20 protein-coding genes are annotated in these 19,973 nt (G+C 62.7%); 12 read left to right on the forward strand and 8 right to left on the reverse strand.

Annotated elements, in window-relative coordinates; translation table 11 throughout:
• Nucleotides 1–4: 4 nt before the first annotated feature.
• On the forward strand, nucleotides 5–373 hold the full coding sequence (locus tag NKJ55_RS14285; protein WP_352450465.1) for a winged helix-turn-helix transcriptional regulator: 369 nt from the start codon (nucleotides 5–7) through the stop codon (nucleotides 371–373).
• A 49-nt stretch (nucleotides 374–422) separates the two neighbouring features.
• Here the strand turns inward: NKJ55_RS14285 and NKJ55_RS14290 are convergent, their stop codons facing one another.
• The 4 genes from NKJ55_RS14290 to NKJ55_RS14305 form a co-directional block, all read right to left on the reverse strand.
• Nucleotides 423–743 (reverse strand): hypothetical protein, encoded by a 321-nt coding sequence (locus tag NKJ55_RS14290; protein WP_352450467.1) that lies wholly within the window; start codon nucleotides 741–743, stop codon nucleotides 423–425.
• 143 nt (nucleotides 744–886) lie between these two features.
• Complete coding sequence (locus NKJ55_RS14295) at nucleotides 887–1,282, reverse strand: acyl-CoA thioesterase (protein WP_023678380.1); 396 nt, start codon at nucleotides 1,280–1,282, stop codon at nucleotides 887–889.
• A 200-nt stretch (nucleotides 1,283–1,482) separates the two neighbouring features.
• Entirely contained in the window at nucleotides 1,483–2,454 is a 972-nt protein-coding gene (locus NKJ55_RS14300) for an MBL fold metallo-hydrolase (protein ID WP_352450468.1), read from the reverse strand.
• A 265-nt stretch (nucleotides 2,455–2,719) separates the two neighbouring features.
• Nucleotides 2,720–3,646, reverse strand: coding sequence for a LysR family transcriptional regulator (locus tag NKJ55_RS14305; RefSeq protein WP_352450469.1), 927 nt, complete (start codon nucleotides 3,644–3,646; stop codon nucleotides 2,720–2,722).
• Nucleotides 3,647–3,752: 106 nt separating this feature from the next.
• Between NKJ55_RS14305 and NKJ55_RS14310 the strand changes: the two genes are divergently transcribed.
• From NKJ55_RS14310 to NKJ55_RS14335, 6 genes are all read left to right on the forward strand, one after another.
• The gene (locus NKJ55_RS14310) at nucleotides 3,753–4,544 is read left to right on the forward strand and encodes an alpha/beta fold hydrolase (RefSeq protein ID WP_352450470.1); all 792 of its coding nucleotides are present in this window, start codon (nucleotides 3,753–3,755) and stop codon (nucleotides 4,542–4,544) included.
• A gap of 47 nt (nucleotides 4,545–4,591) precedes the next feature.
• Nucleotides 4,592–5,050 (forward strand): GNAT family N-acetyltransferase, encoded by a 459-nt coding sequence (locus NKJ55_RS14315; protein ID WP_352450471.1) that lies wholly within the window; start codon nucleotides 4,592–4,594, stop codon nucleotides 5,048–5,050.
• A gap of 489 nt (nucleotides 5,051–5,539) precedes the next feature.
• Nucleotides 5,540–5,716 (forward strand): hypothetical protein, encoded by a 177-nt coding sequence (locus tag NKJ55_RS14320; protein ID WP_352450472.1) that lies wholly within the window; start codon nucleotides 5,540–5,542, stop codon nucleotides 5,714–5,716.
• A gap of 746 nt (nucleotides 5,717–6,462) precedes the next feature.
• On the forward strand, nucleotides 6,463–8,079 hold the full coding sequence (locus NKJ55_RS14325; RefSeq protein ID WP_352450473.1) for a GMC family oxidoreductase: 1,617 nt from the start codon (nucleotides 6,463–6,465) through the stop codon (nucleotides 8,077–8,079).
• On the forward strand, nucleotides 8,076–9,287 hold the full coding sequence (locus NKJ55_RS14330; RefSeq protein WP_352450474.1) for a mandelate racemase/muconate lactonizing enzyme family protein: 1,212 nt from the start codon (nucleotides 8,076–8,078) through the stop codon (nucleotides 9,285–9,287). Before NKJ55_RS14325 ends, NKJ55_RS14330 begins: the two co-directional genes overlap by 4 nt.
• Complete coding sequence (locus tag NKJ55_RS14335) at nucleotides 9,284–10,207, forward strand: NAD(P)-dependent oxidoreductase (RefSeq protein WP_352450475.1); 924 nt, start codon at nucleotides 9,284–9,286, stop codon at nucleotides 10,205–10,207. Before NKJ55_RS14330 ends, NKJ55_RS14335 begins: the two co-directional genes overlap by 4 nt.
• Nucleotides 10,208–10,299: 92 nt before the next feature.
• On the opposite strand, the gene NKJ55_RS14340 is transcribed toward NKJ55_RS14335, so the two are convergent.
• A complete protein-coding gene (locus NKJ55_RS14340; protein ID WP_352450476.1) occupies nucleotides 10,300–11,238 on the reverse strand; it encodes a diacylglycerol/lipid kinase family protein in 939 nt (312 codons plus the stop codon).
• 737 nt (nucleotides 11,239–11,975) lie between these two features.
• Here NKJ55_RS14340 and NKJ55_RS14345 point away from each other — a divergent pair.
• The 3 genes from NKJ55_RS14345 (at nucleotide 11,976) to NKJ55_RS14355 (ending at nucleotide 14,223) form a co-directional block, all read left to right on the forward strand.
• Nucleotides 11,976–12,410, forward strand: coding sequence for a DUF4383 domain-containing protein (locus NKJ55_RS14345; protein WP_023719157.1), 435 nt, complete (start codon nucleotides 11,976–11,978; stop codon nucleotides 12,408–12,410).
• Nucleotides 12,411–12,416: 6 nt separating this feature from the next.
• Nucleotides 12,417–13,547 (forward strand): hypothetical protein, encoded by a 1,131-nt coding sequence (locus NKJ55_RS14350; protein ID WP_352450477.1) that lies wholly within the window; start codon nucleotides 12,417–12,419, stop codon nucleotides 13,545–13,547.
• 160 nt (nucleotides 13,548–13,707) lie between these two features.
• A complete protein-coding gene (locus NKJ55_RS14355) occupies nucleotides 13,708–14,223 on the forward strand; it encodes a hypothetical protein (RefSeq protein WP_352450478.1) in 516 nt (171 codons plus the stop codon).
• An 8-nt stretch (nucleotides 14,224–14,231) separates the two neighbouring features.
• On the opposite strand, the gene NKJ55_RS14360 is transcribed toward NKJ55_RS14355, so the two are convergent.
• Nucleotides 14,232–15,854, reverse strand: a complete 1,623-nt coding sequence (locus NKJ55_RS14360; protein WP_352450480.1) for an FAD-binding oxidoreductase — start codon at nucleotides 15,852–15,854, stop codon at nucleotides 14,232–14,234.
• A 118-nt stretch (nucleotides 15,855–15,972) separates the two neighbouring features.
• On the opposite strand from NKJ55_RS14360, the gene NKJ55_RS14365 reads away from it, so the two are divergent.
• Nucleotides 15,973–16,458, forward strand: a complete 486-nt coding sequence (locus NKJ55_RS14365; RefSeq protein ID WP_352450481.1) for a YegJ family protein — start codon at nucleotides 15,973–15,975, stop codon at nucleotides 16,456–16,458.
• Between the two features lie 26 nt (nucleotides 16,459–16,484).
• On the opposite strand, the gene NKJ55_RS14370 is transcribed toward NKJ55_RS14365, so the two are convergent.
• Both NKJ55_RS14370 and NKJ55_RS14375 read right to left on the reverse strand, forming a co-directional pair.
• Entirely contained in the window at nucleotides 16,485–17,456 is a 972-nt protein-coding gene (locus tag NKJ55_RS14370) for a hypothetical protein (RefSeq protein WP_352450482.1), read from the reverse strand.
• A gap of 61 nt (nucleotides 17,457–17,517) precedes the next feature.
• Entirely contained in the window at nucleotides 17,518–18,558 is a 1,041-nt protein-coding gene (locus tag NKJ55_RS14375; protein WP_352450483.1) for a CapA family protein, read from the reverse strand.
• 144 nt (nucleotides 18,559–18,702) lie between these two features.
• Here NKJ55_RS14375 and NKJ55_RS14380 point away from each other — a divergent pair, with 144 nt between their 5' ends.
• Entirely contained in the window at nucleotides 18,703–19,956 is a 1,254-nt protein-coding gene (locus NKJ55_RS14380; protein ID WP_352450484.1) for a hypothetical protein, read from the forward strand.
• Nucleotides 19,957–19,973 lie beyond the last annotated feature (17 nt).

A 19,973-nucleotide genomic window follows, 5' to 3' on the forward strand; every position in this document is an offset into this window, starting at 1 on the left:
TTTTTTGTTACCAAGGCACCCGCACCGCACCGAGGACTGCCGCGCCATCTCGGAAATCCTGCAGCGCGTCGGCGACAAATGGACGGTGCTCGTGGTCGGCAAGCTTGGCAACGGGCCGCTGCGTTTCAACGAGTTGCGCAGCGCCGTCGGCGGCATTTCGCAAAAGATGCTGACCACGACCTTGCGCGGGCTCGAGCGCGACGGCTTCGTCACCCGCACCGTGTTCCCGACCATCCCGCCGCGGGTCGACTACGAATTGACCGATCTTGGCTACGAACTGCTGGTGCCGGTCGATGCGCTCGGCGAATGGGCGCGCAAGAACACCCAGCGCGTCAAGGCTGCGCGCGAGAAGTTCGACGCCATGCACAGCTGAACCCTTGCGCTGCAAGGGTTTGAACCTGTCGGGGAGCCTCGGATGAGCGCTACTGCTGTAACTGCATCTTGCTCTTCGGCAGCTTCTCGATCCGGTTCCATTTCGGGTTGGGACTGACCACCCTGCCGCCAATTGTGCAGGTCGTGGTCGTCTCCTTGCGGCAATTGCTCACCGTCGTGCCGCTGGTGTCGCATTTCGTCGCCGAGCAGATCTCGCACTTGGCCGCCTGCCCGTTGATGGTGCGGTTTTCCGACGTGCAGGTGGCGCCTGGATCGCCTTTTTTGACCTCGGCAAAAGCGCTTGCGGACGACAGGCAGAGCAAGGCTGCAAAGGCACCCGCCAGGGCAGCGTTCAGCATGTGTTGACGCATTGTCTTTCCTCCCAAGATCCCGTCGGTCGCGCTGCAGGCGCGCATGCGGGAACCCGTTAGCCAAAGACCACGCGGGATCGCTGTCCGCATCCCCCGCGCGGGAGAGACGGCTGTTTAAATCCGTCTTCTGGAATCAGGCCGGGTCAGCCTTCGGCCGGAACCGCCTTCGGCTTGCCTTCGCCGTCCAGCGCCACCATGACGAAGTCGGCATGGGTGACCTTCTCCATCAGGTCGGAGAGATAGCGCTGCGCCCAGGCCTCGACCTTGAGCGTCATCGAGGTGCGGCCGACGCGTTCGACATGCGTATAGATGCACAGCGTGTCGCCGATCTTCATCGGCTTGGCGAAGGACATTTCCTTCACCGCCGCCGTCACCACGCGGCCCTTGGCGCGCTCGGCGGCGCGGATGCCGCAGGCGAGATCCATCTGCGCCATCACCCAGCCGCCAAAAATGTCGCCTGCCGCATTGGCGTCGGAAGGCATGGCCAGCGTGCGCAGCGTCAGATCGCCGATCGGCCGCCCGTCCGCGTAATGCACCATTTGGCCAATCCTCTCGAAGCCGATTGTCCCGATCCCGTATCGTCATGGCACGGACAGGTCAACGCGCCACTGAACAGGTCGCGGCCTGAGGTTCGGCTATCGGTCGACAGTATTGAAAAGATGCTGTGCGGAGCTAGACGAGCGCACCAGCAGGATTGCATTCCATGGCCGAGGTAAGAAAGCTTACCAATAGGCGTGCTTCACAAAGCGGGCCAGGGCGTCGGGACGTAGGCATAGGCGTTGCCCTCGCGAATAACATGACCGATGCCTGGAAAGGGCAGGTGCATGCCTGCGACGAGCAGGCCATCCGCCGACACCATGTCGAGCACCTTCTTGCGTGTGGCGATTGCGGCCTGCTGGTCCACGTCGAAGGCGATTGCCCATTCCGGATGCGCAAATTGCAGCGCGGAGGCGTGGATTACGTCAGTGAAGAGCAGCAGGTTGGCGTCACCAGAGCCAATTCGAAGCGCGAGATGCCCCGGCGTGTGTCCGGGCGCAGGCAATGCCCTGATCCCGGGCGCGATCTCGACTTCGCCTTCGATCTTCCGGACCTTGCCATGGTAAGGCACCAGCGATTTGCGCGCTATTTCGAAGTATGGCTTCATCTGGTCGGGCGCCTTGGATAGGATCCCGTCATCGTGCCAGAAAGCGAATTCCGGCGCGGCAACCACGACCTCCGCTGCCGGAAAGGCGGCCTTGCCGCCGATACCGACAAGGCCGTTGGCATGGTCGGGATGGAGGTGGGTGATGATTACCGTGTCGATTTCTTCCGGCCTGACGCCAGCGGCGGCGAGCGCCTCGGGTATATGTCCCAGTATAGGCCCCATCGCCGATGCCGTGCCGGTATCGATCAGCACCCGTCTGTCGCCTTTGGTGACAAGGTAAGCATTGACCGAGGTCGGGAGTGGTTTTGGCAGGAATGCCTTTGCCAGCAGCGCTTCGGCGGCAGCCGTATCTGCGGAAGGGAAGAGTTCGAGGCCGAGATTGAGGTAGCCGTCGCTCAGTGCTGTGATCTCGAGGTCGCCGAGCATGAACCTGTGGGCGCTCGCAAGCGAAGCCGGAGACCGGGCGGCGATAGCCGCAGCGTTGCTCCCAAAGAGGCTGATCGGGGAAAGTAGCAGGGCACCAGCACTAAAGGTGCCGATGCCGAACGTTCGACGGTCGATATTCATGGTCTTGTCCTTCGAATTGCAGATGAAGCTAGTCCCAGACTACGTCGTCGCTGCCGGGGCGGATGCCGACCGCTCGGACCACTCTTGGGCGGGGGTCGGCGCGGTTCATGGCCAACTCCTTGCGACATCAATAATCCGCCTCATAAACAGCGGGAATAGCGATGGGATGCAGTTCACTGCTGCAGCTTATGCAGCAATCGAATTAAGCGGGTAAGGCTGCTGGTTCGGCCGTCCGCTAAACGGCCTCGCCGAGCCCTGGCTTCGCCTACTGGACAGGTTGCCGGGGTTCGAGCGCTCGGCGCAACGTCGGCGCCTCTTGCTCGATATAATCCCACAGACGGTTCGAGATCGGCCCGTGCGGCCGGTCGCGGCGGCGCGCCACCACCAACTCCTCGGTGCGGCCTGGCAGATGACGGCCGGCGACGGATTGCAGGCGTCCGTCGCGCAGTTCCTCCTCAATCAGGAAGCGGGGCATGTGGCCCCATCCGAGGCCTTGCAGGATGATTTCCTTCTTCATGCCCTGATCGGCCACCATGCATTGAGGCGCACCCTCGATCATGAAGTAGTCTTGTTGCGGTGAATGGCGGGCCGTGTCGCGCATGACACATTGGGTGAACGCGTGCATCTGATCCGGCGTGATGGGGTGCTTGATGCGCTCCGGCAGAAAGCCCGACGCCACTACTGGGACGAAGGGCACCTTGCACAGATCGATCCATTCCACCCGCGGATCGCTCTTGTCGATCCAGTGCAGGATCAAATCGGCTTCGTCATCGAAGAGGCGCTCCCACGGGCCGCCCACCGCCTCGAAGTGCAGATGCAGGCGTGTGCCCGGACACTGGGCGAAGAACCGTCCGAGCATGCCCAATGCCTGCGGGCGCGGGCAAAGGTCGCCGATCACCACATGGATCTCGCTTTCTTCGCCCATTGACAGCTGAGCAGCATGAAGCCGCAAGCCCTCGAGCTCGCGCAGCAGCGATTGTGCCCTGCGATGGAACGACAGCCCTGCCTCGGTGGGGCGCACGCGATAGCCGCTGCGATCCAGGAGAACGAGATCGAGGTGCCGCTCCAGCTTTGCAACGGCTGCGAACACCGCCGGGTGCGAGCGATGCAGCATGGCCGCCGCAGGCTGAAAGCCGCCGCAGCGGACCACGGCATCGAAGCATTGCAGGTCGTGCAGGGTGAATTCGGCCATGCCAGCTTCTGTTACAGAGATAGTCCTATCTTTGTAATATCATCAAAAGCGCGCCGCAGCTAGGCTTTGCCACATTCAACGCTCCAAGAAGGAAGGTGTATTCACCATGAATGAGCTGGATTTCGTGACCGTCGGCGATGGTACCCGCATCGCCTACCGCATCGACGGCGACGCCGGGAAACCCGTGCTGATGCTGTCGAATTCCATCGCCACCACACTGCGGATGTGGGACATGCAGGTCAACGAGCTGTCGAAGCATTTCCGTGTTCTGCGCTATGATTTTCGCGGTCATGGAGGGTCGAGCGTTCCGGCCGGCGCTTATTCGCTCGACCGGCTTGGCCGCGACGTGATCGAGCTGCTCGATGCCCTAGCCATTGAACGCGTACACTTCCTTGGTCTGTCGTTGGGCGGCTTCGTCGGGCAGTGGCTCGGCATCCACGCGCCCGAGCGGATCGAACGATTGATCCTGAGCAACACCTCATCCTACCTCGGACCGGCAAAGCAGTTTGACGAGCGGATTGCCGCCGTGCTGCAGGCGCCAGATATGTCCGAAACCGCCGAGATGTTCCTGGGCAACTGGTTCCCTGAAAAAATGCTGGCGGCCAACGGGCCCGTCATCGAAGAATTTCGCGCCATGCTGCTGGCTATCGACCGGCAAGGCTTGGCTGGTTTGTTCGCGGCGGTTCGCGATGCGGACCTTCGCCGAACCATAGCGCTGATTTCCAGGCCAACGCTGGTGATCGCCGGCCGGCACGACACTGTGACAGCCGCCAGCCATAGCGAGCTGATCGCGGCGACGGTGCCCGGCGCGAAACTGGTTGTTCTGCCCGCGGTTCACTTGTCGAACGTCGAGTACCCCGCCGAGTTCATGGAGGCCGTGCTTGGCTTTCTGCGCTGAGCTGGAGCACGACAGGTGAGAGCGCCGTCTGCAGTCGCTGTTGGTGTATGTACGGGCGGATCGGCCGTTCTTATCGAAAGCGGCCCGGCGAGGAAAACAAGGCAGCGTTCCGGCAAGCCGTCCAGCATGGTCCGCCTCCAGGCATCCTCGCCTTCGACGGCGATACGGCTGTCGGGTGGTGCCGGGTGACGCCGCGAGATGCCCTGCCCTGGCTCGATCGGCTGTGGCAGCTCAAGCGTGTGGATGATGCGCCGGTCTGGTCCTTGTCCTGCCTGTACGTGCGAAAACGATACCGCAGGCGGGGCGTAACATTCCAGCTGATAGCAGAGGCACTGGAACTCGCGAGGCGCGCAAATGCTCCTGCGCTCGAAGCCTATCCTTTCGACGCGGACGTATCGCCGAGCGCTTCCGGCAGCGGATATGCCTCCACCTTCGCGCGCGCCGGGTTCAGGGTCGTCGCTCGCAGGACGCCGGCCCGCCCGATCGTGCGCTATGATTTCAGGTAGATTGCCGATCATCGCCTGTAATGGTTGGACGGCTTGTCGACAAAGCACAGCGAAGGCATGGCCAGCGTCCTGAGTGTCAGATCGCCGATCGGCCGCAGATTCTCGACAACGGATGAACCGAATCGTCTAACCAGGACTGATAGATGAGTAGCTCTCAAATGGATAAGTGATATTACACCGTGGCTGCAGTTGGATTTGTGGTTATTTTTGTCTCGATCAATGTGCTTGGAATTTTGTGGGGCCTGCTTGCAATATTCGGGTATTTGGCGCTGGTTACATCTCTCAACATATGGCGACGCAATCGACATCCGCGAAGCGTCTATCAAGTCGAATTGACCAAACGAAGACTGGACGGCTAATCACCGCGGGATGAAAACTCCGAGCATCGCGCCAGTCGCTTTTTCACATCGGATGCCGGAAGACCCGGCGACGCCGCGCCGCGCCCAAGCCTAGGTTAGAGGCCGAATTCCGGAGCCGACCGCAGCCGCCATGCAGACCTATGATTTCATCATCGTCGGCTCCGGTTCGGCCGGCTTGGTCATGGCCGAAAGATTGTCGGCTTCCGGCCGGTCGCTAGAGCCACTTGGTAAAGTTTTCGATGCGATGGATGCGTTCGACAGATTAGACCCTACGGACCCGTCGAACTGGGTAAATGGAGCCTATTAAGGAAATGCCTAAGCAGGAAGAATGGTCAAGCGAAGAAGACGCTCGTGCATACAGAGAAATCCGAGCATTGGTCGATAAATGGAAACGCCTCGGGCAGAAGACCTATCCGGATGGAACCGAGTGGATTGGCCATACCCCACATCGAGCGCCTCAAGCGTATTTGCATCAGCTGTATGCACCACTTGACGCCATCGGAATTGGGCAGATGGAGTCTGAAATTTCGCGTCGACTCCCAGATAATTTCCGTTGCTTTCTCATGCTCCACAACGGGATAGGTCTGTTTGCGAATTATATAAGCGTCTATGGGCTGCGACGTAGCTGGTCACGCACGAATTTGGTGGAGGCGGGTCAACAACCCTTCTCCATACTGGAACCGAATGTACAGAGACGGCCAGGCAATGCACCAGACGATGTTCTCTTTATTGGTTCACTCGGGGATATAGGAATTTAATTGGCATGAATCCGGACGGGGGGTCTTTCGCTGGGAGAGTGATGATCCTCTGTCCGGTTCGACCAAGTCCTACTCAAGCGTGTTCACCTTCCTGCTGGAAGAAGCCAATGAGGCGGCGGCCCTGTTCGACCCGGATGGGCGCGAACACGACTGAACTCGGGCAGCAGGCACAGGCTGACATTCAGACTGAATATCCCCGGTCGCTTTTTTCACAACGGATGCCGGAAGACCCGGCGACGCCGCGTCGCGCCTAAGCCTAGGTTAGAGCCGAATTCCGGAGCCAGCCGCAGCCACCATGCAGACCTATGATTTCATCATCGTTGGCTCCGGTTCGGCCGGCTCGGTCCTGGCCGAAAGGCTGTCGGCTTCCGGCCGCTTCTCGGTGCTGGTGCTCGAGGCCGGCGGCAGCGACCGTCGCTTCTACGTGCAGATGCCGCTCGGCTACGGCAAGACCTTCTTCGACCCGGCGGTCAACTGGAACTACAAGGCCGAGCCGGATCCCGGCCTGGCCGGCAATGCCGACCACTGGCCGCGCGGCAAGCTGCTCGGCGGCTCGAGCTCGATCAACGCCATGGTCTGGATCAGGGGCGCGCGCGAGGATTTCGACGCTTGGGCAGCGGCCGGCAATCCCGGCTGGGGCTTCGATGACCTGCTGCCCGCCTTCAAGGCGCTGGAGGATACCCAGGCCGGCGCCGACCAATGGCGCGGCGTCGGCGGGCCGCTGCATGTCACCGACTGCTCGACCTCCGTCCATCCGCTCACCAAGCGCTATCTCGCCGCCGCCAACCAAGCCGGCCTGCCGCTCAACCCGGATTTCAACGGCGCCTCGCAGGAAGGCGCCGGCGTCTACCAGATCACCACCAGGAACGGCCGCCGCATGTCGGCGGCGCGCGCCTTCCTGCGCCCGGCGATGAAGCGCAAAAACGTCCGCGTCGAGATCAACGCGCTGGCGACAAAAATCCTGTTCGAGGGCAAACGCGCCGTCGGTGTCGAGTACCTCCAGAATGGAGAGACGAAAACCGCCCGCGCCGGCCGCGAGATCATCCTGTCGGGCGGCTCGGTCAATTCGCCCCAACTTCTCCAGCTCTCCGGTGTCGGTCCATCGGCGCTTCTTGCTGGTCTGGGCATTCCTGTCGTTCACGCCAACGAGAATGTCGGGGCAAACCTGCAGGACCATGTCGGCATCAATTACACTTTCAAGGGCAGGCTGCCGACGCTCAACCAGATCCTGCACCCATGGTGGGGCAAGCTGCTGGTCGGCATGCAATACGTGTTTTTGCGCTCAGGCCCGCTGTCGCTGTCGATGAACAATGCCGGCGGCTTCTTCCGCACCGATCCGGCCGCGGCGCGGCCCAACATGCAGCTCTATTTCCAGGCGTTTTCGACCGTCATTCCGAAGAGCGGCGAACGCCCGATCCTGACGCCCGATCCATGGCCGGGCTTTTCCATCGGGCTGTCCAATTGCCGTCCGTCGAGCCGCGGCGAAATCATGATCCGTTCCGCCAATCCGCGCGATTATCCCGAAATCGTCGCCAATGCCTTTTCGACCGAGGCGGACGTCGCTGAAATGCTGGCGGCGGTGAAATTCGTCAGGAAGATCGCCTCGATGCCGGCGATGGCCGAGATTATCGAGGAAGAGGTTTTGCCCGGTCCCTCGATCACCTCCGATGCGGATCTCATTCAGGATTTCAGGAAGCGCTCGGGCACCGTCTATCACCCGGTCTCGACCTGCCGCATGGGGCCGGACGCGGCGCGCGCCGTCGTCGATCCGCGCCTCAAGGTGCACGGCATCCAGGCGTTGCGCGTCATCGATGCCTCGATCTTTCCCGACAACATAACCGGCAACACCAACGCCGCCGCGATCATGACCGGATGGAAGGGCGCCGAACTGGTTCTGGAGGATCAGAAATGAAAATCACCGACGTCAAGACCTGGGTGGTCGGCAATCCGCCGCCCGGCATCGGCGGCAAGTATTTCATCTTCGTCAAGCTCACCACCGATGGCGGCGTCGTCGGCTATGGCGAAGCTTACAACGCCACCTTTTCGGCTCATGTCACGGCGAAAATGGTTGAGGACATGGCCGAACGCTATCTGATCGGCCGCGATCCGCACGACGTCGAGAATTTCTTCCGCCGCGCCTATTCGTCCGGCTTCACCCAGCGCCCCGACGTGTCCGGGATGGGATGCTTTTCGGCGCTCGAAATCGCCTGCTGGGACATTATCGGCAAGGAGGCCGGCAAGCCGGTCTACAAGCTGCTCGGCGGCCAGGTTCACGAAACGCTGCGTTCCTATACCTACCTCTACCCGCACAGCGGCAGCGTCCATTCGGAGGACGCCCGCGGCAAGAACGTCTACAACGACCCCGATCTGGCCGCCGCCTGCGCGCTCGAATATGTCGAGCAGGGTTTTAACGCGGTCAAGCTCGACCCGGCCGGTCCCTACACCGCCTTCGACGGCCACCAGCCGCGCCTCGTCGACATCGACCTCTCCGCCCGTATGGTCAAGGCGATCCGCGAGGCGGTCGGCACCAGGGCCGACATCCTGTTCGGTACGCACGGCCAGTTCACCGCATCGGGCGCGCTGCGCCTCGCCCGCGCCATCGAGCCCTATGATCCGCTGTGGTTCGAGGAGCCGGTGCCGCCCGACATGCCCGAGGTGATGGCGCAGGTCGCCCGCGCGACCTCGATCCCGATTGCCACCGGCGAGCGGCTAACAACCAAATTTGAGTTCGCCCGCGTCATCGAGAACCGTGCGGCGACCATTCTTCAGCCCGACCTTGGCCGCTCCGGCGGCATTCTCGAAACCAAAAAGATCGCCGCCATGGCCGAAGCCTACCACATCCAGGTCGCGCCGCACTGCTACTGCGGACCGATCGTCGGCGCCGCCAACATCCAGCTTGCGTTGACGCTGCCCAATTTCCTCATTCTGGAATCGCTGAAACAGTGGGACGGTTTTCACGCGAAGCTGCTCAAGAAGAAGATCGAATGGCGGGACGGCAACGTCATCCCGTCGAAGGAGCCAGGCCTCGGTGTCGAACTCGACGAAGCCGTCTGCGAGGCGCATCCCTGGACCGGCAAGGACCTGCATTTGCAGATGCTGCAGACGCCGTTGATGCCGTGAGCGCGCGTCAGAGCTATGCCTTCGTCGGTCTTGGCCATCTCGGCGGCCAGCTCGCCGCCAACCTGATCCACAACGGCTTTGCCGTCACCGTATTCGACCGCGACCAGGCGGCCGTCGAGCGGCTGGTGATGCTTGGTGCCGATGCCGCCAACAGCCCGGCTGATGCCGCTGGCCGCGCCGGCAATGCCATCACCTGCCTGCCCTCGCCAAAAGTCAGCGAGGCGGTGCTGGCCGGCCCCGGCGGATTGCTCGAAGGCCTGCCCGCAGGCGGCAGTTGGATCGAGATGTCGACCACTAGCCAAGACGAGATCGTGCGCCTTGCATCCCTCGCCTCGGCAAGAGGCGTCGAGACGCTCGAATGCCCGGTCACCGGCGGCGTGCATCTGGCAGCCGTCGGACAGATCACCGCGCTGGTCGGCGGCGACGCAGCGCTTTATGCGCGCCACCGCCCTGCCGTCGAGGCGATGTGCGCGCGCTCGTTCCTGATGGGTCCGGTCGGCTCGGCGGCGGTGATCAAGGTCATCACCAACATGCTGGCCTTCATCCATCTGGTCGCCGCCGGCGAAGCGCTGATGCTGGCCAAAAAGGGCGGGCTCAACCTTGCCCAGTCCTATCACGCCATCGTCGCCTCCTCCGGCAACAGCTTCGTCCATGAGACCGAAAGCCAGCTGGTGCTGAACGGCTCCTACGACATCGGCTTCACCATGGATCTGGCGTTGAAGGATCTCGGCTTCGCCCTCGGCATGGGTGAAAAATTCGGCGTGCCGCTCGAGATTGCCTCGCGCGTCGACGCAATCTTCAGGCAAGGCAAGCAGGCCTATGGCGGCAGCGCCTGGTCGACGATGATCGTGAAACTGCTCGAGGATGCCGTCGGCACCGACCTGCGCGCACCCGGTTTCCCGGCTAAACTCGCAAGTTGATATTGGCCGGATTATCAATCGATTTCAGTCGATTGGAGAGATCGCCGGAACCAGAGCCGCAGTCAACTGAATCAAAGTCTTAACAGCTTGATTCAATATCTCAGCGTCAATGCGCCGGGCAGGATCTCGAAAGTCGCTGGTATGCGACCCGGCGATTCGCCGTCTATGTCGATCAGCGCGGCGTTCTTTTGCACATCGCCGAGCGGCTCGACAACCACTTTCTTGCCGCGCAGGATGGTGATCGCAGGATGGTTGCGGTGCCGCCCGCCATAGAGCAGGCGGATGTCCCAGATCAGCTTCAGCTTGCCGGCGGCGCGCAGGATGACGATGTCGAACTCGCCGTCGTTAAGCTCGGCGTCGGGCGCGATCATCATGCCGCCGCCGAAGAATTTGCCGTTGGCCACCGCCACCAGCGCCATGCGCACCTCGACCGGGGCACCGTCGTCGATGGTGATCGCAACGTCCTGGAAGCGGTAACGGAGGAATTCCCAAACCGTGCGCCAGTAGAACAGCGCCTTGGCCGAAACCTTGCCCTTGCGCTTGTCGGCATTGACCGCGCGGTCGGTGGCGCCGGACAGCCCCAGGCTGGCGATGTTGATGAAATGGCGGCTGGCCAGCGCGCCATGGTCGTCGACATAGCTGATGCAGCCGGCATCGACCTTGCGCGGCTTGGCCCCGGCAATCCGCTTCAGCGTCAGATCGACATTGTTCGACAGGCCGAGCCCGCGGGCGAAGTCGATGCCGGTGCCGCAAGGCAGCAGCCCGAGTTCGGCCGTCCGGCCGCTTTCCCGGAAAGCCTTCAGCAGCCCGTCGGCGACTTCGCTGGCGGTGCCGTCGCCGCCGGCCGCGATCACCAGCTCGAAGCCGATGGCGGCAAGGTCGAGCGCCAGCCGTTCGGCATCGCCCTCGGCCTGCGTTTCACGCAGCTCGAAATCGCCGAAATGTCTTTTCAGCGAAGCCGCAACCTCGGGCCAATGCCGCTTGAGCCTGCCGCCGCCGGCGATCGGATTGAGAACCACCGCGACCTTCAAGCCTGCCTCCCCAAGGCCATCGAACACGCCTTCCAATCATTTGCCGGCATTGAAGCCCGCGCCGAGCCGCGGGGCAAGGGTCGATTACCCGACAATGCGGCTTCGGCATCGAGGCGGCAAATCCCGACCGGCGGCGGCAGAGATCGGAAAGTCGCTATTTTGGCAGGGTCAGTCCCCGATAATCCCGCTATCCACAGGCATGCGGCAGTTCCGCCAAACGCTTATCCGACGTACGTTAAAACCCATCTCAGGCGGCTACCGATCGCCACGCCGAAAGGCAAAGCGGAACGGCGGATTTCCTGAGGCCCGTACGGCCCTGAACGAGAACAGGCTTGCTTGTTGGAGGGATGGACGCCGAGACCTACGGGGCCGCGGAAAGCGTGCGAACGCCGACGGCGGACCGATGCTGCCATGAAGGACGGCAAAAACCTTCGATGGCGCGCTGGGCAAAGCTCGCAAGAGTGGAGACCGGCGTGGTCCGGAACGGACGCTGCCTTCGGGCGGCGACTGGCAGGACCGTCAAAATCAAGGCCGGCATGGCGCGACATCTTTCGGGAGTTGCTGCCGCGACCGTGTCCTGATCTGACAGGGAGGCGCTGGGAGAAATCCCGGCGCCGACTGTCTTTGTGGCCCCGCCTGACGATTTTGCCGGCGACGCTTCACGCTGCACCAAAATCAGCTACTATCCATTTGCCGTCGGGGGCCGTTTAAAAGGGCTGACGGCAGGGGGACATTTCATGACGCTCATCCAGAAGCTTGCTGTTGCCTATGCTTTCCTGTTCTTCGGCGTTGTTGCCATCGGCTATGTGCCGGCTTTCAACGACGCCGGCGGCAATCTGTTCGGCCTGTTCTCGCTGCAATGGTACGACGATTTGCTGCACGCCTTCTCCGGCGTCTGGGCGCTGGCCGCCGCCTTCATCTCGCACCGCCAGGCGGTGTTCTATTTCAAGCTGTTCGGCTCGGTCTATCTGTTCGACGGCGTGCTCGGCCTGGTCACCGGTTCCGGCTGCCTCGATGGCGGCATTTTCATCAACGGCTTCCGCTCCCTGAACGACATCGAATTCCCGGCCCGCTTCTTTGCCAACCTGCCGCACATCGTCATCGGCGGCTTCGCCGTCTACGTCGGGTTCTGGCTGTCGAAACGTGTGTACGACCATTTCGCCACGGCCTGACCGGCCATGTTCCTGTTCCGCTGGCTGAAGCGCATCATCAAGGCGATCCTCTGGCTCGTCGTCATTGTCGTGTTGATCCCGATCGCCGGGCTGGCCTACGGCTTTCTCACCACGCCGTCGTTGGACACAACACCATTGCCGGGCATCGCCGAGGGTGCTCCGCCAAAGGCGCTGGCCGACAAGGTCCGTGCCGAGATCCCCGGCTACCAGCGGCCGGAGGAATCGACCTTTCTCACCTATCCGGAATGGGCCATCGTCTACGCCGCCCGCGAATATGCCGGCTTTGTCGACAAGAACCAGCCGAGCGGCTTCCCTTATCTGTCCTATATCGGCCGCTTCTGGCAGGATTACGCGATGGTCACCCGCGCCAGCTCCGCCTACAAGTTCAACCTCGACAACCACCAGATGCTGGTGATCATCGGCACCAGCCACACGATCGAGCACGCCATCCAGTGGGCCTATGAAAATACGGTCGGCCGCACTACCGAAGCGACAGCCGGCAAGCGCACCGCCGTCGACATCTACCAGGCCAAGGTGGCGGCCGATTATGCCGGTTTTCTCGACCAGGTGCCGTGGTACCAGTTTCCCTATGCCGAAAAGCGTGCCGGCCTGTTTGCCGTCCAGCCGGCAGCGGACGACAGCGCCGTCCGCACCAGCGAACGCAAGCTCGCTTTCGGCCTCGCCGACACGATCAAGCAGGGCTATGCCGATCTGATCAAGTCGGCGCTCGCCGCCACCACCGATCCCGCCTTGCTCGATATTCATGTCTGGGCCAAGGGTCCGGTCGGCGAGGTGACGCGCAACGAACCCGACACCTTGCTTGAGCGCGATCTCGGCGCCGACGGCGCGATCTTCGTCACCAGACGCTATCAGGTGTTCACCGACATGATCCCGCGCCTGATCGGCAAGGGCGTCTCCTTCGTCGAGATCGGCGGCAATGACGAGATCATGGTCACCATGCTTTCCAATGACGAGATCAATGTTCCCGAAGGTGCACGCACCTTGTTCAGCTACCCGCTTCCGGCGGAACCTTCGACGCGCCGCACCGGCCTGACCGTCGCCGTGCGCAAGCTGCACATCGTTCTGCCGGCGCTGATGACGGCGGGCGCCAGGCTCGAGCATGTCTACGATTACTGAGGCCTTTCGGTCACAGCCGGCCTCGGCAGGACGTTGCGTGATGCTCCGTCACGCTCATTCCACAATCGCGGCCAAATCCCGCCTTGTTCCGCAACGATTGATGATGCCGTAGACACGTTGTCTTGCGCACATGTGCCAGGCAACTCGGAGGGACACGACCGTGATCAAGACCGCCCTTGTCGCCATGACCATCGTCGGCTGCGATTGCGACGCCAGGCTTTGCGAATATATCGGCGAGACGCCTGCCAAATGGTCGACCATCGCCGAATGCGAAGCGGCGATGAAAAGCCAGATGCTGCACGAGCGCAATTTCGACTATCCGCTGGTCTCCGGCATCTGCCGGACACAGAACTCGTCTTCGTCATCGCAGCTCGCTGCGACCGCTTCCGAGCCTGAATTGACGACGGCCAGTACGGCCGCGACAGACCCGCTGCCACCGGAACTGAGCCATCGGCCCAGTGCTGCGGTCGGAACGCAGGCCACGGCGACGGAAACGGAAGCCGTCCGGCCGGTCGCCTATGAAGCGGCGGTCGATGGCGGCCGCGCCGTGCTCTACCGCACGAAGGCCGGCTACGCCGTGGTCAAGACCGATCTCGGCCGCGCCGCATCGGCAACGATCGGCATCGCCAGGCGTTCGGCGAACTGGCTGGCGGCGAAGCTGCCTGACGGTCTGTAGCCGCCGCTTCAGGCCGTGCCGATCAGTGCCTTGACGGCGCGATAAAAAATCGACGAAAACAGCTCGCCCGGATCGTATTGCAGCTTCTTCGCCAGGAAGGACGGCAGTTCCGGATAGGAGGCAAGCAGTTCCTTGCCTGTGTAGTGGAGCTGGTAGGGCAGAAAAAAACGCCCGCCATGCTTGATCGTCACGTCGATCAGCGCCCTTGTCAGCGCCCGCATCCTGGCATTGCCGTCGGCGTTTGTCGGCTGATTGATGTAGAGCACCAGCGAATAGGCCGGCTCCGGCGCATAATTCAGCGCCACATCCTCCTTGTGGACGATGCGCACCGAGGCGTTGAGCACCGGCAGGGTCTGGTTGCGCAGGATCTCGCGCGCTTCCGCGATGAACGGGTTATAGGCCGCCCGCGGGATGAAATACTCGTGCAGGATGTCGGTCTCGTCGAGCAGGTCGTTGAACAGATAGGGCACTGAATCGTGCATCGGATTGTTGCGCGTGACGAGGCAGGCCTCGCCCTCGGCCATTGCCGCCGTCCGCGCCACCGTGCAGCTCTCGAATTGCGGCTCCAGCGTCTTTTCGGTGAACCATTTCAGCTCCTGGAACAGGCTGCCCCATTTCGCCAGGTTGATGATCACCCGCTTGAGCCCGACCGAACCCGGTTCACCGATTGCCGGCTGGTCGGCCGGCGGCTGGTCGGCCACCTTGTCATAGCGATAGACGATCATATCCTCGAGGAAATTGCCCGGCGCAGTCGACAGATGCCCATAAAACAGACCGATCGCCCTGTTTGGCTCCAGAACCTCGGCGAAGAACGTCGGGAAATCGTCCGATTTGATGATCTCGCGCGAGGTCCGGTAGACGGCGTTGTCGACGATGTCGAGTGTCGCCTCCAGCACCACGCCGAACAGGCCGTAGCCGCCGACGACGTGGCGGAACAACTCGGTATTTTCGGCCGGTGAGCAGGTCGTCACCGAACCGTCCGCCAGCATCACCCGCATCGATCGGATCGAGCCGGCGACCGAGCCGGCCTGGTGGTCCATGCCATGCGCGTTGACTGACAGCGAGCCGCCGACCGAAAAGATGTCGGTCGACTGCATCGCCTTCACCGCGAAGCGCGGGTGCAAAAGGTTCTGGATGTCGTGCCAGCGCACGCCCGGCTGCAAGGTGATCGTCTTCGCCGTCGGGTCGACACTGACCTTGTTGAATTTGCGCATGTCGAGGACCAGCGCGTTGTCGTCGAAGGCGTGGCCGCCCATCGAATGGCGCACCGCCGCGACCGAGACCTTCAGGCTATTGGCGCGGGCAAGGGCCAGCGCGCTCGCGATGTGGTCTTCCTCGCTGACTTCGATAACGCCGTAGACCGGTGTCATCGACAGGCCGCTGGCATCATTGATATCGCCGCCCTTGGTCAGCCATGGCAGCGACGGATCGTAGGCTGGCGGGCCCTCCAGCGGCTTCTGCGCCAGGTCGATCCCATCAATGTCGGCGATGCGCCCGGAATTCTTCTGCCCCGACGGGCCGCGCGCCAGGCGCGCCACGGTCGTCCCGCCCCACAGCATCGCGCCGCCGACCACCGCCGCACCCAGCAGCAGCCGCCGCGACAGGCGAAACCCCTTGCGTTCCTCGACCATAGCCCCACCCCACTGTCCCAGGAATAGCGCCTGATGGCGACAAAAACCAGTTGCCAATCAGACGTTCGGCGAATGATGATCCGGTTTGTCTGGCGGAAATGTCGAAAGCAGTCGCACCATGAAGCTTGCAGCCCGTACCGCGCTTGCCCTGCTGCTCGCATTTGCTCCGGTCTCAGCCGACGCCCAAAGCGGTGAGAAGGGAGTCCTCGGTGTGGCAAGGGACGATCCGGAGATGGCGGCGGCGATTGAGCAGGCCCGCGCCAGCCTGGATGACTTCCTGATCCTGTCCGAGGCGCCGCCGTCCGGAACAGCCACGTTCAAATTGAAGGTAAGGATCGAAGACGGAACCGCGACGGAACATTTCTGGATCATTCCCTTTCACCGAACGGCGAGCGGATTTGCCGGAATTTTAGCAAACGAGCCGCAGGCAGTGCACAACGTCGTCGCCGGCCAGGAGATCGAATTCACCCGGGACGAAATTTCGGACTGGGGATACACCAAGAACGGCCATCAGGTGGGCAGCTTTACCGTCTGTGTGATGCTCAAGAAGATGTCGAAGGAAGACGCGGACTATCTCCGCGACAATTACGGCTTCGACTGCTAATGTCCGAGCGCGAGGCGCTTTAGCCGCTACCCCGCCTCCTCGTCCTGCGCCCCAATCTTGCGCACCAGCGCCGCGGTCGCCAGGATCGTGGCCATGTCGGCGATGATCGGCGCAACATGCTTGACATAGTCGAGCGGCACAGAGATGTCCGGCAGCTCGAAGAAGTTCTTCGTCTGCGGAAGCAGCAGAAAGCCGTCGCTGCCGTTGAGCGCGACGCGTGCCGGTTCCTTCGGCCATGTTTCGCCAAGCCATTCGAGCGCCTGCGCCAGCCGGCCGGTCACCAGTGGCCGCGCCGCCTCGATATTGTCGGTGCGGAACTCGTAGGCGGCATCGAGCTCCGGCATGCCGCTGGATAGTTCCTGCATCTTGCTGCCGAAGATGCCGCGGAAGAAGCCGACGGCCTTGTTGGTCCGGCGCGCGGCCACCAATATGCCGGGGAACGGCACGATTGTCTCGAAGGCGACGATGACGCCCTTGAACACCGCCGTCGTGCTCTTGCCCGTCCCTTCCCGGAGATCTGCTTCGTAAAGCTCGAACGCAAACCCCTCATAACGGCCGGAAAAAACATCATCGAAAGATTGCCGGTTGAACGGACCAACCGTCTCGCGCGGCAACCGGTCGAACGAATTCGGCTTGACGTTGTGCCGGTACCGCATGTCCTCGATGAAGCCGAAGATGATCGGCAACAGCGTGCTGCGAAACGACTGCTGCAATTTGCTCGCCGGCTTGATCGCCTGGAAATAGAGCAGGATCGCCGCCAGGAATCCGCCGATATAGAGGAACACATGCGGGGTCGAGAACCACTGCTCGTTGGGGTCGGCAACCCCGTTGAAGAGCCAGGCCACAAGCGCCACGAACACCAGCACCAGCCCGATGAAAAGTGGCACCCGCCAGCGCGTCCGGCGATGGGCCGAAGCTCGTTGCGCCTCATAGGCCTCGATGTTCTTCCTGAGGCCGGCGATCACCGCTTCGCTCGGCATGAAATCCGCAGTTTCCATCACCCACCCGCCGCCACAAGCCTGCCCGCGCTGGGCATGATAGCCGGTTTGGTGGACCGCGTCAGCGCACGGCACCGAAGACCGCATCGAGGCGGGCTAGAACCCTTTGCCTGGATTTTCCCGCCAGCGTTTCAACCGGGACCAGCCGCTCGTGATCGCCGGCGCGCAGCCGCATGAAGGCATGCAGCCGGTAGGCGGCGATGGCCCCGCGCGTGCCGGGATCGTCGCTGATGTCGACGACGAGAATGGCGCCGATGCGGCCGGGCCATGGCTGCCGCGCGAAGGCGGTGCCGATGAAATCGCCGAGCCCATAGGCAACGAGTGTCTTGCCGATCCGCTCGATCGGCTGCACGACATGGGCATGATGTCCGGCGATCAGGCCGATGCCATGTTCGGCCAGAAGTCGCGCCATTGCCCGCGTCTTCGCACGTGGAAAATGCCGGAATTCCCAATCCCAATGCGGCACCGCGCAGAGGAGGTCGACACCCGAAGCGGCAGCGTGCGGCCATTGCGTCGGATCGGCTTGCATCGAGACTCGGCCCGCGAACTGAGCCTCGTCGGTATTGCGCCACAAGGTAAAGGCGGCAAGGCCTATGGTCAGCGAACCAACCGCAAACCGCTCGACCGGAGCCGCAGTGCCGATCGTGCGGATGCCTAATTGCTCCAGCGCGGCGACGGTCTCGTCGAAGCCGGCAATACCCTGGTCGAGCACATGGTTGTTGGCCAGCGACAGCACCAGTTTTTCACGCGAAATGCCGGCGGCGGCCAGCGCCTCGGCAAGGAACCGCTCGCTCATCGCGTGGTGCGTGCCAAGCCTGGTGCCCAAAACAGCGCTCGGCCGCTCCACCACCGGGCTTTCGCAATTGCCGACCACCAGATCGGCCGAGGCAAGCAGTGCCGCAATCGCCGGATCGCAGTCCGGCGCGCGGCGATTGGCCACCGCCGAGATATCGCCGACGAAAGCCAGCCGCACCGTCCGCGCCGGCGGCGGCTCGATCAGGGTCGCTGCCGCAGGCGCAAAGCCGCGCGCGTCGCCGTCGAGCGAAGGCCGGAGGAAGCGTGGCAGCCAGGACAGTTTGTAGGAAAGCGGATAGTTCGACACGCGACGCCCAATCGTTTTGCCTTGTGTAGACCGTCCGCCGGATTGATTGAAGCGTCGACTGTTGTGGGTGAACCACAGGGCCACAGGCGCAGCGAACCAAATGCGTGTATGATCCACTGCGGAGCGACAAAAGGGGCGATCACGATGAAGCGTTTTTCCAGGCTGGTGGCGTGCGCCATCATTCTTCTCCTGCGGCTGGCGTTACCCAGCGCCGCGGCTCCCGAACCGGCGGCCCTGTTCGAGGCAAAAACCGTGACTGAGCGCGACAGCGCTCTTGCCGCTCTGGAAGCCGCCGCGCCGGGCGATCCGGCAGCCGCCTATGCCGCCGGCGCCGGCGAATTCTTCACCGCGCTGGAGATACTGGCCGGCGGCCTGCACCGCCACGGTTTCGACAGCCCGCAATCCTTCATGCTGCCGCTGATGCGGCTGCCGGTGCCGGACAATGCCAATCCCGAGCCGCTGACCTACGAACAATTCCGCGCCATTCTCGTCGCCTTCCGCGACCGGCTGGAGAAATCCGCAGCCACGCTGGGTTCGGTACCCGCCGACGCTGACATCGGCATGGTCATCGACCTCACCCGCCTCGGCATCGACCTCAACGAGGACGGCACGATCGCGCCGGACGAAAGCGCCGCGGCGATCATGGCGTCTCTGTCACGCGGCGGCGGTGCGCCAGACGCGGCCGCACCAGCCCTCACCTTCCGCTTCGACCGGGCCGACGGCTACTGGCTGCAGGGCTATGCCGAGTTCCTGATGGCGCAGGCCGACTTCTGGCTGGCGCATGATTTCAGAAACACGTTCGACGGCTCCTTCCACATGCTGTTCCCGCGCGCAAAACTGCCACTGCAGGACACGCTCGTTCCGCTGGACGGTGGCATGGGCGGCAGCATTCTGTCGTCCGAATGGCGTCTCGCCGATTTCATCTCCCTGGTGCATCTCATTAACTGGCAAGTGGTCGAGCCTGAGCGCCGGCAAGCGGCACGCCGCCATCTCATGGAAATGATCCGGCTGTCGCGCGAGGACTGGAAAGCCATCCGCGCCGAAACCGACAATGACCGCGAATGGCTGCCCGGGCCGCAGCAGAAAGGCGCCAGCCCGCTGACCGGTCTCGAAGTCGGCGAGCAGCAGGTGCAGGCCTGGCTCGCTGCCTTGGCCATGGCCGAGGATCTGCTGGAAGGCCGCACCTTGCTGCCGCATTTCCGCATCGCCGACAAAGGCATCAACATGAAGCGCTTCTTTGATGAGCCAAAAACCTTCGACCTGGTGCTGTCGATCACCGGCCCGGCCATCGCGCCCTATCTAGAACGCGGGAAGATTCTCACCAGCGAGGAGTTCGACCAGATCCAGCGCCAATTCGGCGGCGCCGGGTTTCTGACGTTCGCGCTTTGGTTCAACTGAGGGCGTGCTTAGACGCT

It is taken from the genome of Mesorhizobium sp. M0106 (assembly GCF_040322715.1).
Classification (GTDB): domain Bacteria; phylum Pseudomonadota; class Alphaproteobacteria; order Rhizobiales; family Rhizobiaceae; genus Mesorhizobium.

Excerpts from the sequence above, each read along its gene's own strand:
- NKJ55_RS14290 (WP_352450467.1), bottom strand. The coding sequence starts at position 743 with ATGCGTCAACACATGCTGAACGCTGCCCTGGCGGGTGCCTTTGCAGCC.
- NKJ55_RS14295 (WP_023678380.1), bottom strand. The coding sequence starts at position 1,282 with ATGGTGCATTACGCGGACGGGCGGCCGATCGGCGATCTGACGCTGCGC.
- NKJ55_RS14300 (WP_352450468.1), bottom strand. The coding sequence starts at position 2,454 with ATGAATATCGACCGTCGAACGTTCGGCATCGGCACCTTTAGTGCTGGT.
- NKJ55_RS14305 (WP_352450469.1), bottom strand. The coding sequence starts at position 3,646 with ATGGCCGAATTCACCCTGCACGACCTGCAATGCTTCGATGCCGTGGTC.
- NKJ55_RS14310 (WP_352450470.1), top strand. The coding sequence starts at position 3,753 with ATGAATGAGCTGGATTTCGTGACCGTCGGCGATGGTACCCGCATCGCC.
- NKJ55_RS14315 (WP_352450471.1), top strand. The coding sequence starts at position 4,592 with ATGTACGGGCGGATCGGCCGTTCTTATCGAAAGCGGCCCGGCGAGGAA.
- NKJ55_RS14320 (WP_352450472.1), top strand. The coding sequence starts at position 5,540 with ATGCAGACCTATGATTTCATCATCGTCGGCTCCGGTTCGGCCGGCTTG.
- NKJ55_RS14325 (WP_352450473.1), top strand. The coding sequence starts at position 6,463 with ATGCAGACCTATGATTTCATCATCGTTGGCTCCGGTTCGGCCGGCTCG.
- NKJ55_RS14330 (WP_352450474.1), top strand. The coding sequence starts at position 8,076 with ATGAAAATCACCGACGTCAAGACCTGGGTGGTCGGCAATCCGCCGCCC.
- NKJ55_RS14345 (WP_023719157.1), top strand. The coding sequence starts at position 11,976 with ATGACGCTCATCCAGAAGCTTGCTGTTGCCTATGCTTTCCTGTTCTTC.
- NKJ55_RS14350 (WP_352450477.1), top strand. The coding sequence starts at position 12,417 with ATGTTCCTGTTCCGCTGGCTGAAGCGCATCATCAAGGCGATCCTCTGG.
- NKJ55_RS14360 (WP_352450480.1), bottom strand. The coding sequence starts at position 15,854 with ATGGTCGAGGAACGCAAGGGGTTTCGCCTGTCGCGGCGGCTGCTGCTG.
- NKJ55_RS14365 (WP_352450481.1), top strand. The coding sequence starts at position 15,973 with ATGAAGCTTGCAGCCCGTACCGCGCTTGCCCTGCTGCTCGCATTTGCT.
- NKJ55_RS14370 (WP_352450482.1), bottom strand. The coding sequence starts at position 17,456 with ATGGAAACTGCGGATTTCATGCCGAGCGAAGCGGTGATCGCCGGCCTC.
- NKJ55_RS14380 (WP_352450484.1), top strand. The coding sequence starts at position 18,703 with ATGAAGCGTTTTTCCAGGCTGGTGGCGTGCGCCATCATTCTTCTCCTG.